The sequence below is a fragment of the Kocuria sp. UBA5001 genome, assembly GCF_002398425.1.
Classification (GTDB): Bacteria; Actinomycetota; Actinomycetes; order Actinomycetales; family Micrococcaceae; genus Kocuria; species Kocuria salsicia.
Genome location: NZ_DGYR01000021.1, coordinates 75,293 through 95,646, shown reverse-complemented (window position 1 = coordinate 95,646; position 20,354 = coordinate 75,293). Strand labels below are relative to the sequence as shown.

General features: G+C 71.5%; 16 protein-coding genes and 2 tRNA genes. 3 read left to right on the top strand and 15 right to left on the bottom strand.

All coding sequences use genetic code 11. The annotated features are described in order from the left end of the window. Positions 1-103 precede the first annotated feature (103 nt). The gene (locus B3G12_RS11745; RefSeq protein ID WP_145010310.1) at positions 104-1,282 is read left to right on the top strand and encodes an aminotransferase class I/II-fold pyridoxal phosphate-dependent enzyme; all 1,179 of its coding nucleotides are present in this window, start codon (positions 104-106) and stop codon (positions 1,280-1,282) included. 8 nt (positions 1,283-1,290) lie between these two features. On the opposite strand, the gene rsmD is transcribed toward B3G12_RS11745, so the two are convergent. The 4 genes from rsmD to thiL are packed head-to-tail and all read right to left on the bottom strand — an operon-like array spanning position 1,291 to position 6,167. Next, positions 1,291-1,875 carry a 16S rRNA (guanine(966)-N(2))-methyltransferase RsmD gene (gene rsmD, locus B3G12_RS11740; RefSeq protein WP_145009356.1) on the bottom strand — a complete coding sequence of 195 codons (585 nt, stop codon included), beginning with the start codon at positions 1,873-1,875 and terminating at the stop codon, positions 1,291-1,293. After that, positions 1,872-4,118, bottom strand: a complete 2,247-nt coding sequence (locus B3G12_RS11735; RefSeq protein ID WP_290500487.1) for an ATP-dependent DNA helicase RecG — start codon at positions 4,116-4,118, stop codon at positions 1,872-1,874. The genes rsmD and B3G12_RS11735 overlap by 4 nt, the downstream gene beginning before the upstream one ends. After that, positions 4,115-5,062: a DAK2 domain-containing protein gene (locus B3G12_RS11730; protein WP_290500485.1), complete on the bottom strand. Its 948-nt coding sequence runs from the start codon at positions 5,060-5,062 to the stop codon at positions 4,115-4,117. Before B3G12_RS11730 ends, B3G12_RS11735 begins: the two co-directional genes overlap by 4 nt. Continuing rightward, positions 5,052-6,167: a thiamine-phosphate kinase gene (thiL, locus tag B3G12_RS11725; RefSeq protein ID WP_290500484.1), complete on the bottom strand. Its 1,116-nt coding sequence runs from the start codon at positions 6,165-6,167 to the stop codon at positions 5,052-5,054. The genes B3G12_RS11730 and thiL overlap by 11 nt, the downstream gene beginning before the upstream one ends. 346 nt (positions 6,168-6,513) lie before the next feature. On the opposite strand from thiL, the gene B3G12_RS11720 reads away from it, so the two are divergent. Further along, positions 6,514-6,930 (top strand): DUF3515 domain-containing protein, encoded by a 417-nt coding sequence (locus tag B3G12_RS11720; protein ID WP_244944675.1) that lies wholly within the window; start codon positions 6,514-6,516, stop codon positions 6,928-6,930. Between the two features lie 102 nt (positions 6,931-7,032). Here the strand turns inward: B3G12_RS11720 and B3G12_RS11715 are convergent, their stop codons facing one another. The 6 genes from B3G12_RS11715 to leuC form a co-directional block, all read right to left on the bottom strand. Continuing rightward, positions 7,033-8,184 carry a D-alanine--D-alanine ligase family protein gene (locus tag B3G12_RS11715; protein ID WP_144942519.1) on the bottom strand — a complete coding sequence of 384 codons (1,152 nt, stop codon included), beginning with the start codon at positions 8,182-8,184 and terminating at the stop codon, positions 7,033-7,035. Continuing rightward, on the bottom strand, positions 8,181-9,293 hold the full coding sequence (locus tag B3G12_RS11710; RefSeq protein ID WP_414672756.1) for an NAD(P)H-dependent glycerol-3-phosphate dehydrogenase: 1,113 nt from the start codon (positions 9,291-9,293) through the stop codon (positions 8,181-8,183). The genes B3G12_RS11715 and B3G12_RS11710 overlap by 4 nt, the downstream gene beginning before the upstream one ends. Continuing rightward, positions 9,290-10,198: a lysophospholipid acyltransferase family protein gene (locus B3G12_RS11705; protein ID WP_145009366.1), complete on the bottom strand. Its 909-nt coding sequence runs from the start codon at positions 10,196-10,198 to the stop codon at positions 9,290-9,292. Before B3G12_RS11705 ends, B3G12_RS11710 begins: the two co-directional genes overlap by 4 nt. Before the next feature lie 121 nt (positions 10,199-10,319). Then, on the bottom strand, positions 10,320-11,639 hold the full coding sequence (gene murA / locus B3G12_RS11700) for a UDP-N-acetylglucosamine 1-carboxyvinyltransferase (RefSeq protein WP_144942517.1): 1,320 nt from the start codon (positions 11,637-11,639) through the stop codon (positions 10,320-10,322). Between the two features lie 95 nt (positions 11,640-11,734). Next, on the bottom strand, positions 11,735-12,334 hold the full coding sequence (gene leuD / locus B3G12_RS11695) for a 3-isopropylmalate dehydratase small subunit (RefSeq protein WP_144942516.1): 600 nt from the start codon (positions 12,332-12,334) through the stop codon (positions 11,735-11,737). Positions 12,335-12,379: 45 nt separating this feature from the next. Further along, complete coding sequence (leuC, locus tag B3G12_RS11690; protein ID WP_144942515.1) at positions 12,380-13,855, bottom strand: 3-isopropylmalate dehydratase large subunit; 1,476 nt, start codon at positions 13,853-13,855, stop codon at positions 12,380-12,382. Between the two features lie 159 nt (positions 13,856-14,014). Between leuC and B3G12_RS11685 the strand changes: the two genes are divergently transcribed. Further along, on the top strand, positions 14,015-14,827 hold the full coding sequence (locus tag B3G12_RS11685; protein ID WP_144942514.1) for an IclR family transcriptional regulator: 813 nt from the start codon (positions 14,015-14,017) through the stop codon (positions 14,825-14,827). Here B3G12_RS11685 and B3G12_RS11680 read toward each other — a convergent pair. From B3G12_RS11680 to gltX, 5 genes are all read right to left on the bottom strand, one after another. Beyond that, positions 14,814-16,481 carry a GTPase gene (locus tag B3G12_RS11680; RefSeq protein WP_290500479.1) on the bottom strand — a complete coding sequence of 556 codons (1,668 nt, stop codon included), beginning with the start codon at positions 16,479-16,481 and terminating at the stop codon, positions 14,814-14,816. The two genes, B3G12_RS11685 and B3G12_RS11680, sit on opposite strands and share 14 nt — an antisense overlap. Next, positions 16,478-18,259, bottom strand: coding sequence for a dynamin family protein (locus B3G12_RS11675; protein WP_144942683.1), 1,782 nt, complete (start codon positions 18,257-18,259; stop codon positions 16,478-16,480). The genes B3G12_RS11680 and B3G12_RS11675 overlap by 4 nt, the downstream gene beginning before the upstream one ends. A gap of 86 nt (positions 18,260-18,345) precedes the next feature. Further along, a tRNA-Glu gene (locus B3G12_RS11670) sits at positions 18,346-18,418 on the bottom strand. A gap of 152 nt (positions 18,419-18,570) precedes the next feature. Next, positions 18,571-18,642: transfer RNA gene (locus B3G12_RS11665), tRNA-Gln, on the bottom strand. Positions 18,643-18,793: 151 nt separating this feature from the next. After that, entirely contained in the window at positions 18,794-20,311 is a 1,518-nt protein-coding gene (gene gltX, locus B3G12_RS11660; RefSeq protein ID WP_144942512.1) for a glutamate--tRNA ligase, read from the bottom strand. Positions 20,312-20,354: the final 43 nt, after the last annotated feature.

The window sequence follows — 20,354 nt, the reverse complement described above, 5'->3', positions numbered from 1 at the left end:
CGATGGTTCCTACACTGGGTCCATGACCGGCACCGCACAGAACCGACCGAACGCCGCGAGCTCCTCGGGTGAGGACCCCCGCCGCCCCGCACCGTGGCAGCGCATGGCTGCCGGCGGCGGCCTGCTGGATCCCTCCGGCCAGCTGCGCTCCACGATCTTTGAGGAGATGACCGCGCTGGCCCGCCGCACGGGTTCGGCGAACCTGGGCCAGGGCTTCCCGGACTTTGACCCGCCGGCCGAGATGGTGGCCGCCGCGGTGGACGCTCTGCACGCCGGCCACCACCAGTACGCTCCGATCGTGGGCGTCCCCGCGCTGCGGGAGGCGGTGGCCACGCACCAGCGCGAGCACTACGGACTCGACCTGGACCCGGACGGCCAGGTGACCGTGTGCGCCGGCGCCACCGAGGGGATGACCGCCGCCCTGCTGGCTTTGCTGCAGCCCGGGGACGAGGTGGTCGTCTTCGAGCCCCACTACGACCTCTACGGTGCCGTGGTCGAGTTCGCCGGGGCCACCACAGTCCCCGTTCCGCTGCTGCCGCCGACCTTCGTACCGGATCCGGACGACGTCCGCGCGGCCTTCTCCCCGCGCACCCGCGCGGTGGTCCTCAACGACCCCCACAACCCCACCGGCACGGTGGCCTCCCGGGAGTTCAAGCAGCAGCTCGTGGAGCTCGCCACCGAGTTCGACGCCGTCATCCTGACCGACGAGGTCTACGAGCACCTGCGCTACAACGGGCCGCACGAGCCCATTGCCCAACTCCCGGGAGCTGCGGGTCGCACCCTCACGGTGTCTTCGGCGGGCAAGACGTTCTCCGCCACGGGCTGGCGCGTGGGCTGGGTCAGCGGCCCGCGGGACCTCGTGCGCGGGGTGACGGCCGTGAAGACCTACCTCTCCCACAGCGCCGCCGCGCCCCTGCAGCACGCCGTGGCGTCCGTGCTGACCTCACCCGCCGGGTTCTACGAGCGGCTGCTCGAGGACTACCGCGAGCGCCGGGACGTGCTGGTTTCCGGTCTGCACGCCGCCGGGCTGAACCCGCCGATGCCAGCAGGCACGTTCTTCGCCGTCGCGGACGTCAGCGACCTCTACCCGCTGGCCGGGGTGCAGGACGCCGAAGGCCTCGCGCACCACTGGGCCGAGACGGTGGGCGTGGTGGGCATCCCCGTGTCCGCGTTCGTGGGCCCGGGCAACCGCGGGCTCTACTCGGACTGGCTGCGCCTGGCCTTCTGCAAGCGCACGGACGTGCTGCGCGGTGCGATGGCGGGACTGGTGGCCACCGTCTGAGGCGGGGCCTACTCAGCCGCCGCGGCGTCGTCCTCCGCCTCGAGGTACCACAGCCGCGTCTCGCCGTGGTTGCTGACTTCGAAGCGCTGCAGCCCGGCCGGCCACACCGGCTCCTCGGTACGTGCCGAGCGCTCCACCACGACGACGCCGCCCGGGCCGAGCCTGCCCCTGAGCAGGGACAGGGTGCGGACCAGCTCGTCGTTCTCCAGGGGGTAGGGCGGGTCCACGAGCACGAGGTCCCAGCGGTGGAACGGGGCGCGCCCCAGGTAGCCGCCCACTGAGGACTGCACCGTGGTGATGTGGGTGTCCGGGCACGACGCCGCCAGGGTCGCCGCGTTCTCACGGCACACCCGCGCGGCGGGTCCCGCGCGCTCCACGAGCGTCACGGTCGCCGCCCCGCGGCTCGCAGCCTCGAGCCCGAGGGCCCCCGAGCCCGCGAAGAGGTCCAGGACGCGGGCGCCGTCGCACATGCCCCACGCGTCCAGGCGCGCGAACAGGGACTCCTTGACCCGGTCCGTGGTCGGTCGGGTCGCGGAGCCCGGTACGGACTTCAGGCGCTGGCCACCGGCACGGCCGGCAATGATGCGTGTCATCCTCGCTCCAGGAATGCTTCTCGGTCCTCGTCCAGCACGCGGGCGATCGCCTCGCGCAGGTGCGGGTGGTTGGTGAGCTGCGGGTCCTCGGCCACCACGGCCTCGGCGGCGGTGCGGGCGCGGGCCACCAGGGCCTCGTCGCGCAGCACCCCCACCCAGCGCAAGCCGGAGCGGCCACCGGACTGGGAGGCACCCAGGATGTCGCCCTCCCGGCGCAGCCGCAGGTCCACCTCGGCGAGCTCGAAGCCGTCCGTGGTCGCGGCCACGGCGTCCAGGCGCGCGCGGGACGGGTGGTCCGGTGCCACGCGGGTCACGAGCAGGCACGTGCTCGCGTGCTCCCCGCGCCCGATCCGCCCGCGTAGCTGATGCAGCTGGGAGATCCCGAAGCGCTCCGGGTCCACCACGACCATCAGGGTGGCGTTCGGGACGTCCACCCCGACCTCCACCACGGTGGTGGAGACGAGCACGTCCACGTCCCCCTCCGCGAACTGCGCCATGGTCCGGGCCTTGTCCTGGGTCTCCTGGCGTCCGTGCAGCACCCGCACGCAAGCACCGCGCAACTCCGGCCGCGCCGCAACCAGCTCGGCGAGCCACGTGACCGTAGCGGCCTCCGGCTCGTCCTCCTGGGTCTCCAGGGACTCCCGCAGACTCGTGAATGACGGCACCGCGGCGTCGTCGCCGATCTTCGGCGCCACCACGTAGACCTGGCGGCCGTTGGCCACGTGCTCAGCGGCGAGCTCCCAGACCCGGCGTTCCCACGCAGGGCCGTGCTCCGCGAGACCCACCACGTGGGTCTCGATCGGGCGGCGCCCACCCGGCAGCTCCCGCAGCGTGCTGACGTCCAGGTCGCCGAAGACGGTCATGGCCACGGTGCGCGGGATGGGGGTGGCCGTCATCACGAGGGTGTGGGGGCTCTGGCCCGCTTTGTCCCGCAGGGCATCCCGCTGCTCCACGCCGAAGCGGTGCTGCTCGTCCACCACGGCCAGTCCGAGGTCCGCGAACTGGACGGCCTCCTGAATCAGGGCGTGGGTGCCCACGACGATCCCGGCGGCACCGCTCGCGATGTCCAGCAGCGCCTTGCGCCGGGCCGTGGCGCCCATGCTCCCGGTGAGCAGCGTGACCTCGGTGGCGTGCTCGTCCCCGCCCAGCCTGCCCGGCATGGCCAGCGGGCCAAGGGCACGGGTGATCTTCTCGTGGTGCTGGGTGGCGAGCACCTCGGTGGGCGCGAGCATGGCCGCCTGACCGCCGCTGTCCACCACCTGCAGCATGGCCCGCAGCGCCACCACCGTCTTGCCGGAGCCCACATCACCCTGCAGCAGGCGGTTCATGGGCGCGGTGCCCGCGAGCTCTGCCGCGATCTGCTCCCCCACCTTGCGCTGGCCGCGGGTGAGGTCGAACGACAGACCGGCGTCGAAGCGTGCGAGGATGCCGTCCGCCAGAACGGGGCGCGGGTCCACCGGGTGCGAGGCGTGCTCGGCACGGCGACGGCGCAGCTCGGCCTGCAGCACGAACGCCTCCTGGAAGCGGAAGCGGCGCTGAGCGGACTCGTACGCGGCCACGGAGTCGGGCCGGTGCAGGTCTCGGTAGGCGTCGCCCGGGGGCGGCAGCTTCTCCACAACCACCACCTCCGACGGCAGCGGGTCCACGAGGGAGTCGAGGTCCGCGGTGAGCAGGACCTGGTGGACCACCTTCGCGATCCGCGGCGTCGTGAGCTTGGCCGTCTCCGGGTAGACCGGAATGGGCAGCAGCTCGCCGTCCGGCGAACGGTCGAGTGACTCGGGCGTGTCCACGGGGGCGTAGTCCGCCCCGGCCATGGACAGCGTGCCGCGGTAGAACTCGGGCTTGCCCGTGAACAGGGCCAGTGAGCCCACGGAAAGGTCCTTCTGGGCCGAGTAGGCGTTGAAGAACGTGATCTTCAGGCTCGCACCCGTGTCGTCCGAGACGACCACGTCCGTGAGACTTCGGCGCGGGTCGCTGCGCATCCGTCGGGTGCTCGAGCTCTCCACCCGCGCCACGAACGAGGTCCGCTCCCCCGCCACGAGCTCCGAGAGGGCCTGGATCTTCCCGCGCCTGATGTAGCGCCGCGGGGCGTGGTCCAGCAGCTGGCCCACCGTGGTGATGCCCAGCTCCTTCTCGAGCAGGGCCACGGTGGAGCGCGGCGAGGAGCCGGGGACGTAGCGGGTCAGCGGCTGGTCGAGGACCCCGGCGAAGGCGCTGACACCGGCACCCCCGCGGGCGGTCACCGGGGCTCCACCGCGAGGGAGGTAACCGTGACGTTGCGGGCCTTGCCGCGGCGTCGCATCAGCTCCAGGGCGGTCTCCGGGTCCGTGACGTGCACGTGGACGCGCCACGTGTAGCCGTCCTCCTGCTCGCTCACGGCGCTGACGATGACGCTGTCACCGGCGTCGTCCAGCTCATGGCGCAGCTCTGCGGCGTCCAGGGCGGGCAGGTCCATGGTGCCCATGACCTCCCAGCCTTCCAGCTGATCCTGGGGTTCGCTCGTCAGTGGAAGCGCGTGCTGGCGCACGATCGCGGTCACGGGGTCCTCGAAACCCTCGTCCCCGCCGAGCTCCGCCCGCAGGGTAGCGAGGATCACGAGCATGCCGAGGGCACCGGAGTCCACCGTACCGCGCTCGGTGAGCACGGGGATCTGCTCCACGGTGTCCACGACCGCCTGAGCGCACGAGGCCAGCATGAGGTCCAGCCACTCGACGAGCTGCTGGTTCGAGCCCTCGGCGCTCGTGTCCGGGAGGGGCACCTCACCGGCGGCCTGCAGCACGGAGAGCATGGTGCCGGGCACGGGGTCTGTGAGGGCGGAGGAGCAACGGACCCTGGCCGCCGTGAAGGCATCCCTGAGCTGCTCCGCGGTCAGCCGCACGCTGCCCTCCACGGCGTGGCCCATGGCGGTGAGCGTCAGGGCCGCCAGCATCCCGGAGTTGCCCCGTGCCTCCTCAAGGGCGGCCTGGCCCGCGTAGAGCAGCAGCTCCCCGACGTCCCTGCCCTCGATCAGGTGGGCGGCCTGCGCGGCGTGGCCCAGGGTGACGCTGAGGTTTGCCCCGGTGTCCGCGTCCGCGACAGGAAAGACGTTGAGGTTGTCCAGCACGTCCGCGTGATCGCACAGACCGCGATGGGCGGCGTCGAGCCAGCTGCGCACCTCTTCGGTGGACGATCCGGGCTTACGGCTCAAAATGATCCCATCCTTCAACGACGTCGAACCCGAACCACTGCCTCGGGGACTGTCCCGCGATCGTGACGGCCGGGCCCTCGCGATGCTGCCCGCGCGCGTCGCAACCCGCCGGCGCTGAACTGCCGGACCGGGCCCGCGCGGGGGCCGCGGGCGCACACGAGCCTATCGCACGGACCTCCGGGGGCAGAGGGGAATCCACAGGCAGCACGGCGAGCAGACCGTGGTCCTCACCGCCGGTGAGCAGCCACTGCCACGGGTCCGTGCCCACGACCCACGCCGCCGGCTCCAGCTGCGCCAGAGCGGCCTCCAGTGCGGTGGGATCGAGGTCGATGTGCACCCCGCTGGCCTCGGCGATCCTTCGGGCGTCCCGCAGCAGGCCGTCCGAGACGTCCAGCATGGCGGTGGCCCCGGCACGGGCGAGCTCGACCCCGCTGCCCACCGGTGGGCGGGGTCGCAACTGGGCCGCGCTCAGAGTCCTGCGCAGCTCCCCGGGCACCTCGTCCCACCGGCCGGGCACGGGCGTCAGGAGGGCGTCGAGCCCCGCGGCGGCGTGGCCGAGCACGCCGGTGTGCACGAGCGTTCCCCCGCCCCCGGCGCCGCCGCGCAGCACAGGGGCCAGCTCGCAGCGTCCCAGCACGGTGGCGGTGACCGAGAGCTCCCGGCCTCGCCCGAGGTCCCCTCCCACGAGGGCGCACTCCGTGGCACCAAGCTCCTCGAACGCGCGGGAGAGACCGTCGGCGAAGTCCGTGACCCACTGCACCGGGGTGTCCCCGGGCAGGGTGAGGGAGACGACGACCGCGGTGGGCGTGGCACCCATGGCCGCCACGTCCGCAAGGTTCTGCGCCGCGCACTTGCGGCCGAGGTCCCAGCCCGTGGTGCGGTCTCCGCTGGGCCACACCGCCAGGAAGTCCTGCCCCGCGGTCAGCGTGTCCGTGGTGACGACCACTCTGCCACCGGGTGTGGCCACCACGGCACAGTCGTCCCCCGGTCCGGTGAGCACGTGCGGGCCGTGCGTGGTGGCGACGGGCAGGAACGCCCGCAGCAGCTGCGACTCACTCACCTGGGACACGGTGGCCCCCGGCGGTGTCGCGGACTCGTGCGTCATACGTCTCACCCTAGCCACACCCTCCGACGCGCATTACGCGCCCGCTCCACCGCCTATCCTGGATGCCATGGTTCTCCCCTCCCCACACCGCCGCCCGTCGTTCCGGAAATCGGTCGGGGTTCGGGCCCGTGTTCAGGACGACGCGCAGGTTCAGGCGCAGGACACGGGGCTCCCGGCCTCGCGGCGCTTCCGCGGCACCAGGCCCCTCGGGGAGAGGCTTCCGGGCACGGCCCGGACGACCGGGCACCCTGCTCGCGGCGCGGCGTCCTCGCGGGCACGACGCCGCACGGCGGGGCTCGGCGCGCTCGTCGCCGGAACGCTCGCACTCACGGGCTGCGGATCGAGCGTGACCGTGGAGAGCGCCCCGCACGCCACGGACCCGCAGTGCGCCTCGGTGATGCTGGCGATGCCTGACGTCGTCAGCGACCTAGACCGCCGCGAGACGTCCAGCCAGGGGACCACCGCGTACGGGGACCCCTCCGCGATGATCGTGCGCTGCGGGGTGGACGAGCCGGGCCCCACCACGGACCCGTGCACCAACGTCAACGGCGTGGACTGGCTGATCTCCGAGGTCGAGGACCAGAAGGACCAGTGGCGCGCCGTGACCTACGGGCGCTCCCCCGCCACGGAGGTGCTCTTCGACGGAAGCCGAGTGCCCTCCTCCACGGCACTGGTGGACACCGGGTCCGCCGTGCAGAGCGTTCCCCAGACCCGCCAGTGCCTCTCCGTCAAGGACACCCTGGAGCAGCAGGGACAGTCCTGACCCGGCGCTCACGTCACCGGGTCAGGATGTTCCGGGGCGCAGGAGCAGAGGAACGCGACCGAACGCGGACGCCGGACCCGCCGCGCAGGGGGGGTCACTCGCTCAGCGCAGCCCCACGGGCCGTTCGAGCGCGAGCGTGATGAGCTCGTCGATCAGCTCGCTGTACTCCAGCCCGCTCGCGGCCCACATGCGGGGGTACATGGAGATGGGCGTGAAGCCGGGCATGGTGTTGATCTCATTGATGACCACGCGGTTGTCCGCAGTGACGAAGAAGTCGCAGCGAGCGAGTCCCTCACCGTCCACGGCGTTGAAGGCCCGCACGGCGTCGCGGCGCAGGGTCTTGATCACCTCGTCCGGCAGCCGTGCGGGGCAGGAGAGGGTGGCGCCGTCGTCCTCCACGTACTTGGCGTCGAAGTCGTAGAAGTCGTGGCCCTGGACCTCGATCTCCCCGGGCAGGGACGCGCGAGCGGGCTCCGTCCCGTGATCCCCCAGGACGGCGCACTCGATCTCCCGGCCCTCGAGGCCCGCTTCGACGACGACCTTCAGGTCGTGCTCCCGCGCCGTCTCCATGGCGGCGTCCAGCTGCGACATCTCGTCCACCCGTGTAATGCCGAAGGACGATCCCGCGCGCGCCGGCTTCACGAACACCGGGAACCCCAGCGCCTCGATCCGCTCGCGCACACCCTCACGGTCCGTGCGCCACATCCGGTCCGGGACCACCGTGTAGGGGCCCACCTCGAGCCCGGCGGCCTCGAAAGCGATCTTCATGAAGTGCTTGTCCATGCCGATCGCGGAGGCGGCGACACCGCACCCCACGTAGGGCAGGTCCGCGAGCTCGAGCATCCCCTGGAGGGTGCCGTCCTCGCCGAACGGCCCGTGCAGCAGGGGGAAGACGGCGTCCACGTGGCGACCCCTCGTGAGCGGTGCCCCGAACTCGCCGGAGTCGTGGATCAGCAGGCGGTTGTCGCCGGCCTGCAGGGGAAGGCTCACACGGCGCTCCCCGACCGGCAGCTGCGCCAGGGGCGTCTCCTCCAGCAGCGCCTCCAGCTCCTCCTGTGAGAACAGGAACCATGCGCCGTCCCGGGAGATCCCCACGCTCACGACGTCCCACTTGTCCCGGTCGATCGCGCGTAGCACGGACCGGGCGGTGATGAGGGACACGGAGTGCTCGGAGGAGCGGCCACCGAACACGACCGCCACGCACGGCCTCTCGCCCTGCGCGGTGGCCTCGGCGGTCTCGTGGCTGGTGCTCATGCGGTATTCCCTTCGGATTTCAGGTCTCGGCCCAGCAGCTTGGGGGCCAGTTCGTCCACCGGGGCGCCGTCGCGCAGCACGCTCACGACGGCGTCCGTGATGGGCATGTCCACGCCGTGGCGCTGCGCGAGGGTGAGGACGGCGGGCGCCGAGGTGATGCCCTCGGCGGTCTGGGTCATGGCGTCCTGCACCTGGGCGAGCGTGAGGCCCGCCCCCAGGAGCCTGCCGGCGGTGCGGTTGCGGGACAGGGACGAGGAGCATGTGGCCACGAGGTCACCCATGCCGGAGAGCCCTGACAGCGTGGTGAGGTCCCCGCCCAGTGCGAGAGCCAGCCGGGTGGTCTCCGCGAGACCGCGCGTCATCACGGAGGCCTTCGAGTTGTCCCCGTAGCCGCGACCGTCGCAGATCCCCACGCACAGGGCGATCACGTTCTTCACGAGTCCGCCGATCTCCGTGCCCACCACATCCGCGTTGGTGTACGGACGGAAGTACGGGGCGGCACAGCAAAGGGCGACCCATGCCGCGGTCCCGTGCTCCGGGGCGGCCACGACCGACGCCGTGGGCTCCTCCCGAGCGATCTCCATGGCGAGGTTCGGTCCGGAGAGCACACAGGTGCGCCCTGCCCACTCCTCCTGCGAACCGGCCGCGTGCGCGCCGAGCACCTGCGCGATCACCTCGGTCATGCGCAGACCCGTGGTGGACTCCAGCCCCTTGGCGAGGGACAGCACGACGGCGTCCGGGTCCAGGTGCGGGGCGGCCACCGTCAGCTGCGCGCGCAGCGACTGGGCGGGGATCGCGGCGACCACGAGTCCCGCACCCTCCAGGGCCGCCGGGAGGTCGCTCGAGTACTCGAGCCCCTCCGGCAGGTCCACGCCCGGCACGTAGCGCTCGTTGCGGTGCTCGCGGGAGAGGGTGGCCATTGCCTCAGGGGAACGGCCCCACAGGCACACGGTGCGCTCGGCACCGGCGTCCGCGGCGGCGTCGGCGAGGACCTTCGCGAAGGTGGTGCCCCACGACCCGGCGCCCAGCACGGTGATCTTGGCGGGTCCAGCCTCGGAGCGCGGCACGGTGGCGGAGGTGGCGGGAGGTGTCCCGTCGGTACGTGTCACGGTGCCACGCTCCCGCCGGCGTTCCCGAGCGGGGCGCCCGGGTCTGGAGCGGGTGCGCTGCCGGGCGCCGCGTCCGAGGCGAGACGGGTCTCTGCGGGCGAGGCGCCGTCGCCGGCCGTGCCAGCCACGTCCATCGACGCCGCGCCAGCGGTCACTGCTCCCGGCTGCCGCGCCGCGCCACGGCGGGGGTCGAAGGGCTCCGGCGGCGGGGTCTCGCCGCGCAGCTCGCCCGTGAGTCTGGTGACGGCGGCCATGATCACCTCGGTGGCGCGCCCGAGCTCCTCGGGGGACGGGTGACCGGAACGTACGAGCCCGCCGGGCACGAGATCCTGTGCACGAAGCGGCTCGCCGATGACACCCGTGACCCTCTTGGGGGGCCACGCACTGAACGTGCGGTGTCCCTGCGGATCCCGGTACAGGATCTCCTGGTCCCCCCAGTGCGCCATCGGCACCACGGGAACACCCGTCTCCAGCGCCAGGCGGGCTGCACCGGTGCGACCACGCATGGGCCACATGCCCGGGTCCCTCGTGATGGTGCCCTCCGGGTACACGATGATCGCGCCGCCACTGTCCAGCTCCGCGCGCGCGGCCACCAGGGAGTCCTTGGCCCGCGAGGTGCCGCGGTACACGGGAACCTGGCCGGTCCGCCGGATCACGGAGCCCATCACGGGGACGCGGAACAGGGATTCCTTGGCAAGGAACCGCGGCATGATCCCGGCCTTGTAGACGGGGTACGCCACGGTGATGGGGTCGATCTCCGTGAGGTGGTTGGCCACCACCACGAAGCCGCCCTGCGCGGGGAAGTTCTCCTGCCCGCTCCAGCGCGGCACGGCGAGCGCCCGGTAGACGGGGATCACCATGCCCGCCAGCACGCGGAACACGCGGCGCTGGGAGGTCCTGCTCATGGGTTCATCCACTCCTCGGTGGGCAGCAGGCGCCGTCTCCCGGGGAGGCGCTGGCCGCTGTGGGATGCTTCGTGGGCCACGTCGGCCAACGCAGGTTCGGGGCGCCGACGACGCCGCGGCGTCACGACTCCTCGACGACGAAGTTCGCGCCGAGCCCGTCGAGCTTGTCGGTGAAGTGCTCGTAACCGCGTTTGATAAGCTCCACACCCGTCACCTGGGACACGCCCTCGGCGGTCAGCGCGGCGATCAGGTGCGAGAAGCCGCCACGCAGGTCCGGGATGTGGATGTCCGTGGCGTGCAGAGGCGTGGGTCCGGAGATCACGGCGGAGTGCAGGAAGTTGCGCTGCCCGAAGCGGCAGGGCACGGAGCCCAGGCACTCGCGGTGCAGCTGGATGACGGATCCCATGCGGTTGAGCGCGCGGGTGAAGCCGAAGCGGTTCTCGTAGACCGTCTCGTGGACGATCGACACGCCCTTGGCCTGGGTCAGCACCACCACGAGCGGCTGCTGCCAGTCGGTCATGAAACCGGGGTGCACGTCCGTCTCCACGATCAGCGGGTTCAGGTCCCCGCCGGGGTGGTAGAAGCGGATGCCGTCCTCGCGGATGTCCAGCCCGCCGCCCACCTTCCGGAAGGTGTTCAGGAACGTCATCATGTCCGCCTGCTTGGCGCCGGCCACGAAGATGTCGCCGCCGGTCGCGAGCGCCGCTGAGCCCCACGACGCCGCCTCCATGCGGTCCGGCAGCGCGCTGTGCACATAGCCCGTGAGCTCGGGGACACCCTCGATGCGGATCACACGGTCTGTCTGGACCGTGATGAGCGCACCCATCTTCTGCAGGATGGCGATCAGGTCCATGATCTCGGGCTCGGTGGCCGCTCCGCGCAGCTCGGTGTGGCCCTCCGCGCGCGTGGCGGTCAGCAGCACCTGCTCTGTGGCACCCACGGACGGGTACGGCAGGTCGATCTTCGCGCCCTGCAGCCCGTGCGGGGCGCTCATCCGGATGCCGGAGTCGAGCTTGTCCACCTTGGCGCCGAAGTTGCGCAGCACCTCAAGGTGGTAGTTGATGGGCCGGTCCCCGATCCGGCAGCCGCCGAGATCGGGGATGAAGGCCTCACCGAGCGCGTGCAGCAGGGGTCCGCACAGCAGGATCGGGATCCGGGAGTCCCCGGCGTGGGCGTCGATGTCCGAGTGTCGGGCGCGCGTGACATTGGTTGGATCGAGAGTGAGCTGCCCGAGGGCGTCGTCACGCGTGACGTCCACGCCGTGCAGCGCGAGCAGGTCCGTGACGACCTCGACGTCCTTGATCTCGGGCACGTTGCCGAGCGTGGACGGCGTGGACCCGAGGAGTGCGGCCACCATGGCCTTCGGAACGAGGTTCTTGGCGCCGCGTACCGTCACCTGACCCGACAGCGGCACGCCGCCGGTGATGCGCAGAGAAGTCATGACCTACCGATCTGGGGAAGCGTCGCCCGCACGCGGAACGCGCACGAGACCTCGACATTCTACCGACTCGCGGCGGGCCCCGGTCCAGTCACCGCTCAGGTTCGAGCGGGCAGCGTGGTGGGCTTGAACGCTGGGCGGGTGCGCTCGTAGGCCTCGATGTCCTCCTCCTGCTGAAGGGTCAGCCCGATGTCGTCCAGGCCCTCCATGAGCCGCCAGCGCGTGTAGTCGTCGATCTGGAACGGCACGGTCACCGGCCCGCACGTGACGGTGCGGGACTCCAGGTCCACGCGGACCTCGATGCCCGGCTGCTCCTCCATGAGCTTCCACAGCAGCTCCACGTCCGACTGCTCCACCTGCGCCGCGAGCAGCCCCTGCTTGCCGGAGTTGCCGCGGAATATGTCCGCGAAGCGCGAGGAGATGACGGCCTTGAAACCGTAGTCCCGCAGCGCCCAGACGGCGTGCTCGCGGGAGGAGCCCGTGCCGAAGTCCGAGCCGGCCACCAGCACGGAGGCGTTCTCGTACTCGGGGCGGTTGAGCACGAAGTCCGGATTCTTGCGCCACCCGGCGAACAGGGCGTCCTCGAAGCCGGTCTTGGTGATGCGCTTGAGGAAGACGGCGGGGATGATCTGGTCCGTGTCCACATTGGACTGCTTCAACGGCGCGGCCACGCCGGTGTGGGTGGAGAACTTCTCCATGGCGGTGTCCTTCAGTAGCTGGTGCGGTGGTCGGGGCTGCGGAGCTCAGGCCATGGGCTGGAGGCCGGACGGCACGGGCGCCGCGGCGCCGGCGGGCTCGAGGTCCGACGGCGCGCTGAGCGTGCCGCGCACGGCCGTGGCCGCGGCGACCACGGGCGAGACCAGGTGGGTGCGCCCACCCTTGCCCTGCCGACCCTCGAAGTTGCGGTTGGACGTGGAAGCGCACCGTTCCCCCGGGGCCAGCTGGTCCGGGTTCATGCCGAGGCACATGGAGCATCCCGCGAAGCGCCAGTCCGCGCCGAACTCGCGGAAGACCCGGTCGAGGCCCTCCGCCTCGGCCTGCAGCCGAACCCTGGCAGAGCCCGGGACCACCATCATGCGCACGTTCTCGGCCTTGCGGCGACCCTTGACGATCTCCGCGGCGGCGCGCAGGTCCTCGATCCGGGAGTTGGTGCACGAGCCCAGGAACACGGTGTCCACCGGGATCTCCTTCATGGGGGTGCCCGCCTCGAGGCCCATGTACTCCAGGGCGCGGCGCGCCGCGTCCTTCGCGTTGTCGTCCCCGACCTCCTCCGGGTCCGGGACGGGCTGCGACAGCGGCACGCCCTGGCCGGGGTTGGTGCCCCAGGTGACGAACGGCTCGAGCTCGTCCGCGTCGATGAACACCTCGCGGTCGAACGCCGCGCCCTCGTCCGTATGCAGCGTGCGCCAGTACTCGACGGCGGCGTCCCAGTCCTCGCCCTGCGGGGCGTGCGGGCGGCCCTGGACGTAGTCCATGGTGGTCTCGTCCGGGGCGATCATCCCCGCGCGGGCGCCGGCCTCGATGGACATGTTGCAGATGGTCATGCGCGCTTCCATGGACAGCGAGCGGATCGCCGAGCCGCGGTACTCGAGCACGTGGCCCTGACCGCCCCCCGTGCCGATCTTGGCGATCACGGCCAGGATGATGTCCTTGGAGCTGACGCCGGGCTTCAGCGTCCCTTCCACGTTGATGGCCATGGTCTTGAACGGGGCCAGGGAGAGCGTCTGCGTGGCCATCACGTGCTCCACCTCGGAGGTGCCGATGCCGAACGCCAGCGCGCCGAATGCGCCGTGCGTGGAGGTGTGGGAGTCCCCGCACACCACGGTCATCCCCGGCTGCGTCAGACCCAGCTGGGGGCCCACCACGTGCACGATGCCCTGCTCGGAGTCCCCCAGGGAGTGCAGGCGCACGCCGAACTCCTCGCAGTTGCGCCGCAGCGTCTCGATCTGCTTGCGGGAGGTCTCGTCCGCGATGGTCGAGAAAATGTTCTCGGTGGGGGTGTTGTGGTCCTCGGTGGCGATCGTGAGGTCCGTGCGGCGCAGGCCGCGCCCGGCCAGCCGCAGCCCCTCGAAGGCCTGCGGGCTCGTGACCTCGTGGAGCAGGTGGAGGTCGATGTAGATGAGGTCCGGGCGTCCCGCCTCGCCCTGGCGCACCAGGTGGTCGTTCCAGACCTTCTCGGCGAGGGTCCGCGGCGGGGTGGTCACGGCGGTCGTCGTCATCTCGTCTCTCCTGTTCTTGCTGCGGCGCCCCGGTGGCGGGCGGCTGCCCGTGGCGCTCCGGGTGCCGGAGGCGTCCTTTCGCACCATCGTCACCGCTGCCGGGCACCAGTTCCACTCCGCGAACTTGCTTCTCGAATTCTGAGACGGCAGTATCAGAAAATGGACACGACACACGCCATGGATCCGTCCGGCGCTCCCCTGGGCTCTCCGCTGGGCGGCCGGGGCACCGGCACCGCCATGCAGGAGGAGTCCTCCTTCTCACCATCCGGCGTGGGCGTGATCGACAAGGCCTCCCTGATCCTCGACGCGCTCGAGGCAGGCCCGGCTTCGCTCGCGGACCTCGTGGACGCCACCGGTCTCGCGCGCCCGACGGCGCACCGCCTGGCCGTCGCACTGGCCCACCACCGGCTCGTGGGCAGGGACGTGCAGGGCCGTTTTGTCCTCGGCTCGCGGCTCGTGGAGCTCGCCTCCGCGGCACGCGAGGACCGGCTGATCTCCGCGGCCGCCCCGGTGCTGCTGCAGCTGCGGGACAGCACCGGCGAGTCCTCGCAGGTTTTCCGCCGCCAGGGCGAGTGGCGCGTGTGCGTCGCGTCCGCGGAACGCCCGATCGGGCTGAGGGACACGATTCCCGTGGGCACCCAGCTGTCCATGAAGGCCGGTTCCGCCGCCCAGGTGCTCGTGGCGTGGGAAGACCACGCACGGCTCATCGAGGGCCTGCAGCACGCCCGGTTCTCCGCAACCACGCTCGCCGGGGTGCGACGTCGCGGCTGGGCGCAGTCGATCGGCGAGCGCGAGCCGGGCATCGCCTCGGTCTCGGCTCCCGTGCGGGGCCCCTCCGGGAGGGTGATCGCGGCCGTGTCCATCAGCGGCCCCATCGAGAGGCTGTCCAAGCAGCCCGGACAGAAGCACGCGGATGTCGTGGTCCAGGCCGCCCGTCAGCTCAGTGAGGCGGTGCGCGTCAGCGCGACGTGAGCCCCGCCCGCGCCACGGCGTCCGCGAACTCCCGGTGCGCCTCGAGCTCGCGGCGCACCGGTGCCTCCACGGACTCGGTGGCTGCCTCCCGCACCGAGCGCAGCAGGCGTCGTCGCACCCCCGAGGCGTGGACGCGGGACGCAAGGGACGCGAGCACCGCACCCGTGAGCGCGAGGAACAGTGCGAGGACCACACCGGTGAGGACCATCAGCGTGGGCACCGGCAGCGGGAAGTCCTGGACCGTGGGCGAGGGCGGCAGCTGGATCTGGAAGTACTGGGCCAGGAACAGCCCGAGCAGCCACAGCAGGCCCAGCACCGTGACGAGCATCGCGAGCCACTGCAGGAGGTCGAAGGCAAGCCACCACCACGACGAGCGGTGGGCCGAAAACTTCGTGCGGGCCACGGCCTGGTCGAGCGTGTCCGGCAGGCGGTGCTCGTTGGTGCGTGCAGCGGCCCTGACGCTGCGCCGCCACGGCTCGCCGGCCCCGGCGGAGACCTCGTCCGCGAAGCCGCGCACTGCGGAGTCCGCTGCCGCCCTGCGGGAGGCGTCCATCGCGGGTACCGAAGTGTGGTGCACCCCGGGGTCGGAAGTCTTCTCGTGGCTCTCGATGTGCAGGCGCTTGAGCGGGTCCTTGCGGAACCGGGAGAGCCAGCGGGTGGCGATCCACCCGGTGTGCCTGCCCGCCCTCAACCGGTAGGAGCGGGCAGCGGCGTCCGCGACCATCTCGATCCCCCCGGCGCGCGCGAGCCCCTCGGTGAGCCGTTCGCCCGCCGCCTTGTCGATGCCGTGCGGATCGCCCTGTCCCGCGGCATCCGCGAGCTCCCGGGCGGCGTGCTGCACGTCCGTCTCGAGCCGCTGCCCCGCCGCCGCACGCCCCGCGGCCACCGCGTGGATGCGCTCGCGCAGAAACTCGATGCCCTGTCCCGTGGCGGCCGAGACCGCCACGGGTGCGCTCTGCCCCGTGGCGGGCAGCCCGTCCTGGCGCACGAGGTCCGTGAGCGAGGCGAGCACGCCCGGCACGTCCCGTTCCGCGAGCCGGTCCGCCTGATTGAGCACCACCATGGTCACCGCCCCGTGCCGGGCGAGCGGCTGCACGAAGTCCTGGTGCAGCACGGCGTCCGCGTACTTCTGTGGGTCCACGACCCACACGACCACGTCCACCAGGCCCACCATGCGCTGCACGATCTGGCGGTGCTCACTGGTCACCGAGTCGAAGTCCGGCAGGTCCAGCAGCACGAGCCCACCCTGCGCTGTGCTCGCCCGCCGCCCGCTGCCGGTGGAGACGCTGAGTGCGGGGCCCACCACCCGGCGGTCGGCCACGTCAAGCCAGTCCAGCAGCGGCTGGCTGCCCTCCTCGCCCCAGATGGCGGCCAGGGGCTTCGACGTCGTGGGCCTGCGTGCCGCTGCGCGGGCCAGCTCCTGGCCAGCCACGGCGTTGAACAGCGTGGACTTCCCGGAGCCTGTGGCGCCGAAGAACCCCACCACCGTGTGGTCCGCGGACAGCGCACGCCGCTGCCCGGCCGTGTCGAGCGTGTGCCGGGCCCGCTGCACCACGTCCGCGTCCAGGCGGCCCTCCGCGATCTCGGTGGCCCGTGCGAGCCCCTCGATCCGTTCGGACAGGCTTACCGTCTCGTTCCGGGAACGGGGGCTCACAGGGCCTCACTCTCCCGGCGCACGAGCTCGGCCGCAGCATGCAGCTCCTGGGCGGTGGGGTGCTCCCCCAGCTCGTCGATGGAGTCCAGGAAGAGCTTGGCGCGCTGGTCCAGAAGGCCTTGGATGCGGGACTCAAGGTTGCTGCGCGCCTGGTCGCTCATGCGGCGCACGGCGTCCTCACCGAAGACGGCCTCGAGCAGCTTCATGCCCACCACACCGGAGCCGCCGGCGATCCCGACCTCCAGTCCCGTGAGCCCTCCGGTGGTCGAGAACACGGCGATCATCAGGATCACGGCCAGGGCGTTCACGCCCAGGGACATCGCCCGCGCACGCGTCCGCTTACCCGCACCCTCCTGCTGGATCATGAGCATCACGTCTGACTGCCAGGCGCGGATGCTCTCGGCCACCTGCTCGGGGTAGTCCGGTGGCAGGGCGGAGGCGTCCCGTCCCGCGAGCAGCACCTGCCCGGACGGCTCGTCCCGCCAGCGCCGCTCCGCGGACTCCGCGGCGCGCGCCGTGTTCTCCACGATCACCGCCTGCAGCCCGGTCTCGATGGCTTCCTCCACCCGCACCTCGGGCGTCGGCTGGCCCTTGAAGAACGCGGTCATCCGGTCCCGCACCCGGCCGATCCCGGCCTCCAGGCTGCGGAAGAACTCGCCGGTCCCCACGAAGTCCTGCCACCGGGAGAGCACCTCTCCGCGCAGCAGGGTGCCGTCCCGCGTGGAGTCCACGATCGCCCGCAGCGCCTCGCCGAAGGAGGTGGACACCTCCCGGCGCAGGTGCTCCTCGGTGCGCTGCTGCGCGGCGACGGCCTCGCCGGTGCGCTCGGTGGTGTCCGCCAGCTCGCGCACCGCTCCGCCGAGGGTGCGCGCCGCAATCTCGGAGCGCGCCTGGGCGTCCGCGCCGAGGCGTTCGAGCCACTCGCGCACCGGCTCCACCGCCGCCGCCGGAAGCATCCCGGTCTCGTTCAGCGGGGACTCGGTCACCACGAAGATCGGCGCGGCCCCGAGGCCCTCCTCGTCCAGCATCCGCCGGAGGTCATCCTCGATCTCCTTGGCGGAGGAAGCCTGCACCCGGTCCAACACCACGGCCACGGTGATGTCCCGGCCCGCGGCGTTGCGCAGCAGCTGCCACGGGACGGCGTCCGCGTAGCGGTTGGCGGTGGTGACGAACAGCCACAGGTCCGCTGCGGAGAGCAGCTGCGCGGCGAGCGCACGGTTGTCGTCGGAAATCGAGTCCACGTCCGGGGCGTCGAGGATCGCGAGCCCCTCGGGGATGTTCGTGTCCGCGAGCAGCACGAGGGACCCGGTGTCCTCGACGGTCCCGTCACCCGACTCCCCCGCGGGCGGCGTGTGCCCCGCGGCCACCACGGTGCCGTGCACCCTGGCCAGACGGGGCAGCACGCGCTGGGTGGTGAAGGCCCCGGCGTCGCTCGGGTGGTGGATCAGCAGCGGCCTGCGTGTGGTGGGGCGGATCGCCCCGGACCGGGTCACGGGGTGGCCCACGAGGGCGTTGACGAGCGTGGACTTCCCCGCCCCCGTTGAGCCTCCGACCACGGCGAGCAGGGGCGCGTCCAGGGAACGCACCCGGGGCAGCACGTAGTCGTCCAGCTGGGCGACGGCGCGGGCGGCGTCCTCTCGCTGCTGGGGCGCGCTGGCGGTGGCCAGTGGCAGGGTGGTTGAACGCAGGAGCTCGCGCGTGCCCTCCAGGGCCTCGATGAGCGGCACGGCCGGGGTCTCGTGGGTGTTCACACGGTCATTGTGCCAGCAGCTCGGCATGCCGCCGGCGCGCAGTGCCGACAACGCCGCGGAATCCGGACATGACAAAACCCCGGCTTCCGTGGAAACCGGGGTTTTGTGTCGCGTGACCCCAGCGGGATTCGAACCCGCGTTACCGCCGTGAGAGGGCGGCGTACTAGGCCGCTATACGATGGGGCCATGTACTTTTCGTGGGCCGCGTGAACTTTCCTGCGGCCCGGTTGACGCACCAAACAGTAACATCAACGGTGTGTTGTTCCAATTCGCCGTGTCAGGCTCAACAGAACGGTGTTCTCACACTCGCGAACGTCTCCATTCACGAGGAAGAATCGCTGGGATACCAGGACTCGAACCTAGAACGGCGGTACCAGAAACCGCTGTGTTGCCAATTACACCATATCCCAATGGCTGTCACCCGACTCGACTGCTCCGTGCCGCGCAACGAGCAACAACTATACCCATGTGCCGAGCGACTGCCAAACTGGGCCCCGGGGGTCCCCTCCGCACGGGAGGAGGCCCCCGGCCGCGCACCGTCGTGGGAGGACGGCGGCGGGTTCAGGACTCGAGCGTGTTCCGCAGGGCCCTGATCCGCGCCAGCGAGGAGTCCTTGCCGAGGATCTCAAGGGACTCGAACAGCGGCGGCGAGATGCGGCGGCCTGACACCGCGGTGCGCACGGGGCCGAATGCCAGGCGCGGCTTGATGCCGAGGCCGTCCACGATGGCCTCGCGCAGGGCTTCCTCGATGCTCGCGGCGGTGAACTCCGTGAGCGGCTCGAGCGCGGCGACGGCGGCGTCGAGGACCTGGGGTGCGCTGTCCTTGAGCTGCTTGGCGGCGTCCTCGGCCACGACGATCTCGTCGTCCGCGCGGAACAGGAACCCGAGCAGGCCCTCTGTCTCCCCGAGCAGGTTCATGCGCTCCTGGACGAGCGGTGCGGCGAGGTCGAGGATCTCGTTCTGCCGCGCGGTGAGGGTTTCCCCCACCAGGTCTGCCGCGCGCAGGTACGGGATCAGGCGGTCCCGGAAGTCCTGCGGGTCCAGCATGCGCACATGCGTGCCGTTGATCGCCGTGGCCTTCTTGACATCGAAGCGCGCGGGGTTGGCCAGGACGTCGTGGATGTCGAAGTTGGCCACGAGCTGCTCGACCGTGAAGATATCCTCGTCCGCGGACAGGGACCAGCCGAGCAGGGCCAGGTAGTTCAGCAGGCCCTCGGGGATGAACCCGTTGTCCCGGTGCAGGAAAAGATTGGACTCCGGATCCCGCTTGGACAGCTTCTTGTTGCCCTCGCCCATGACGTAGGGCAGATGGCCGAACTCGGGAATGAACTCGGCAACGCCGATGCCCATCAGCGCCCGGTAGAGGGCGATCTGGCGCGGGGTGGAGGAGAGCAGGTCCTCGCCGCGCAGCACCTGGGTGATACCCATCAGGGCGTCGTCCACCGGGTTCACGAGTGTGTAGAGCGGCTTGCCGTTGGCGCGGGCCACCACGAAGTCCGGGACGGAGCCGGCCTTGAACGTGATCTCCCCGCGCACGAGGTCCGTGAAGGAGATGTCCTCGTCCGGCATGCGCAGCCGCAGCACCGGCTGACGGCCCTCGGCGCGGTATGCGGCCTTCTGCTCCTCGGTGAGGTCGCGGTCGTAGTTGTCGTAGCCGCGCTTCGGGTCCTCGCCCCTGTCGCGGTGGCGCTGCTCGACCTCTGCGGGGGTCGAGAAGTCCTCGTAGACGTAGCCCGCATCCACCAGGCGCGCGAGCACGTCCTGGTAGATCTCGCCGCGCTGGGACTGCCGGTAGGGCTCGTGGGGACCGCCCACGTTCACGCCCTCGTCCCACGTGATGCCCAGCCAGCCGAGCGCTTCGAGGATCTGCTGGAAGCTCTCCTCGGAGTCGCGGGCGGCGTCCGTGTCCTCGATCCGGAACACCAGGGTGCCGCCGGTGTGGCGCGCCCACGCCCAGTTGAACAGGGCGGTGCGGATCAGGCCCACGTGCGGGGTGCCCGTGGGTGATGGGCAGAAGCGCACGCGCACGGGGGTGCCTTCGGGAACGTTGGGGTGCAAGGTCGCTGCGTCGTCAGTCATGATGGGCCCATTCTACGACGCCGCGCCCCGCCACCTCCCGGGC

Bases quoted from the DNA above. Each gene is read 5' to 3' on its own strand.
- B3G12_RS11705 (WP_145009366.1), bottom strand. From the start codon at position 10,198: ATGAGCAGGACCTCCCAGCGCCGCGTGTTCCGCGTGCTGGCGGGCATG.
- leuD (WP_144942516.1), bottom strand. From the start codon at position 12,334: ATGGAGAAGTTCTCCACCCACACCGGCGTGGCCGCGCCGTTGAAGCAG.
- leuC (WP_144942515.1), bottom strand. From the start codon at position 13,855: ATGACGACGACCGCCGTGACCACCCCGCCGCGGACCCTCGCCGAGAAG.
- B3G12_RS11685 (WP_144942514.1), top strand. From the start codon at position 14,015: ATGGACACGACACACGCCATGGATCCGTCCGGCGCTCCCCTGGGCTCT.
- B3G12_RS11675 (WP_144942683.1), bottom strand. From the start codon at position 18,259: ATGCCGAGCTGCTGGCACAATGACCGTGTGAACACCCACGAGACCCCG.
- gltX (WP_144942512.1), bottom strand. From the start codon at position 20,311: ATGACTGACGACGCAGCGACCTTGCACCCCAACGTTCCCGAAGGCACC.
- rsmD (WP_145009356.1), bottom strand. From the start codon at position 1,875: ATGACACGCATCATTGCCGGCCGTGCCGGTGGCCAGCGCCTGAAGTCC.
- murA (WP_144942517.1), bottom strand. From the start codon at position 11,639: ATGACTTCTCTGCGCATCACCGGCGGCGTGCCGCTGTCGGGTCAGGTG.
- B3G12_RS11745 (WP_145010310.1), top strand. From the start codon at position 104: ATGGCTGCCGGCGGCGGCCTGCTGGATCCCTCCGGCCAGCTGCGCTCC.
- B3G12_RS11715 (WP_144942519.1), bottom strand. From the start codon at position 8,184: ATGAGCACCAGCCACGAGACCGCCGAGGCCACCGCGCAGGGCGAGAGG.
- thiL (WP_290500484.1), bottom strand. From the start codon at position 6,167: ATGACGCACGAGTCCGCGACACCGCCGGGGGCCACCGTGTCCCAGGTG.